Raw genomic sequence first — 1,589 nt, forward strand, 5'->3', positions numbered from 1 at the left:
TTGGCGGTGGTCACGCTCCGGCTCCCGGCGGCGGCGGTGGCTTCGGCGGCGGTCACGCCCCGGCTCCCGGCGGCGGCGGTGGCCTCGGCGGCTTCGGCGGTGGTCACAGCGGTGGCGGCTTCGGTGGTGGCGGCGGCTTCGGCGGTGGTCACAGCGGCGGCGGTGGCGGCTTCGGTGGTGGTGGCGGCGGCGGACACCACTAGTCCGGTTTGCCAACTAACACACAGCAACCGGCGCCTACTTCTCCCAAGATCACGCGCGTAGGGTCGGGGTATTGAGGCTGGCAAAAAGATGCCGCCTCTGCCGCCAGAATTTCATCAGCCCAGCAACATGTGCGGGCATGCGGCCCGCGCTCTGCGGTGGCAGAAATCCTTGGTGATCACTGAACAGTGGTGTTGCCGACGGGGGCGTCGAGCGACACGAATTGGGCAGAGGGAGCTTAAGCGGTGGTGGGCATCGTGCTTGGCGTCTCGATGACGCCGACGAAGGTGCGCATGGTCCTGGTCGAGGGGGAGAGCGCCGACGGAGTCACCGTCGACGAGGACGGCTTCGACGTCGACACCCAACGCACCGCCCTGCCCGGCACCGGCCCCACCGAGGTGATCTCGGCCATTCTCGGCACCCGGGAAGGCGCCGCCGAGGGCGGCTACGAACTGCTGTCGACGGGCGTGACCTGGACCGACCACGTCGAAGCGGCGATGCTGCGCGACGCCCTCATTTCCCACAAGGTCGAAAACGTCATGCTGGTCTCGGTCTTCATGGCCGCGGCCGCGCTGACCCAGGCCGTGGGAGACGCCACCAATTACGCGCGCACCGCGCTGCTGTTCGTCGAGCCCTACAGCGCCACCCTGGCCGTCGTCGACACCGCGGACGGCTCGGTCTCGGAGGTACGCCGCAGACCCCTCGCGGACGACGAAGACGAAGCGGTCGCCGAACTCGTCGACATGGCCTCCGGCGCCGCGACGCTCGAAACCCACCCCGAAGGCCTGGTTCTGGTCGGCTCCGGCGTCGACATCCCGCTGATCAAGCCGGTGCTCGAGGCCGCGACCTCGCTCGAGTTGTCCGTGCCCGACGAGCCAGAGATGGCCCTGGCGCGAGGCGCCGCGCTGGCGGCGGCGAACGCGCCGCTCTTCGCGTCGTCGACGGCCGCGCTGGCCTATGCACTGGATCCCGGCACCGGCGAGGTCGACCCGATGCTGTTGGCCGGGCAGCATCCCGGCCTGCTCCCGGGATATCAGCCCGAATACCGCAGCCGCATCGCGGCGCTCGCCGCCGACGCCGACAAGGGCAAGACCAACGTCGCCTACAGCGCCGTGCCGGACGATGAGGCCGAGGCCAAAACGATCATCGCTTCCGACGAACGCGCGCGCCGGCGCAGGTCCTTGATGCTGGTCAGCAGCTCGCTGGCGGTGATCTTCATCGCGGCGGTGGTGGCGCTGGAAATCGCGCTGGCCATCAGCATCCGCCCGACGGTCGCCTTGCGCCCCAGCCCCAACGAAAACATCGTCGCCCCTGCGCCCACCGCGGATCGTCGTGCCCGGGCCCCAGCATCTCGGCGGCCAGGGCCGTCACGATCGGTGAGTTGATGA

At 69.7% G+C, this 1,589-nt stretch carries 1 protein-coding gene and 1 pseudogene; one reads left to right on the plus strand and one right to left on the minus strand.

Annotation, left to right across the window (positions count from 1 at the left end; translation table 11 throughout):
- The coding region (locus tag A5624_RS28720) for a hypothetical protein (protein WP_197519006.1) at window positions 1–200 on the minus strand (200 nt) is incomplete at its 3' end.
- A 246-nt stretch (window positions 201–446) separates the two neighbouring features.
- Here A5624_RS28720 and A5624_RS21440 point away from each other — a divergent pair.
- Window positions 447–1,520, plus strand: a pseudogene (locus A5624_RS21440) (hypothetical protein); the annotation flags it as partial.
- Between the last annotated feature and the right edge of the window lie 69 nt (window positions 1,521–1,589).

This window comes from Mycobacterium sp. 1482292.6 (genome assembly GCF_001672995.1).
Lineage (GTDB): Bacteria > Actinomycetota > Actinomycetes > Mycobacteriales > Mycobacteriaceae > Mycobacterium > Mycobacterium europaeum_A.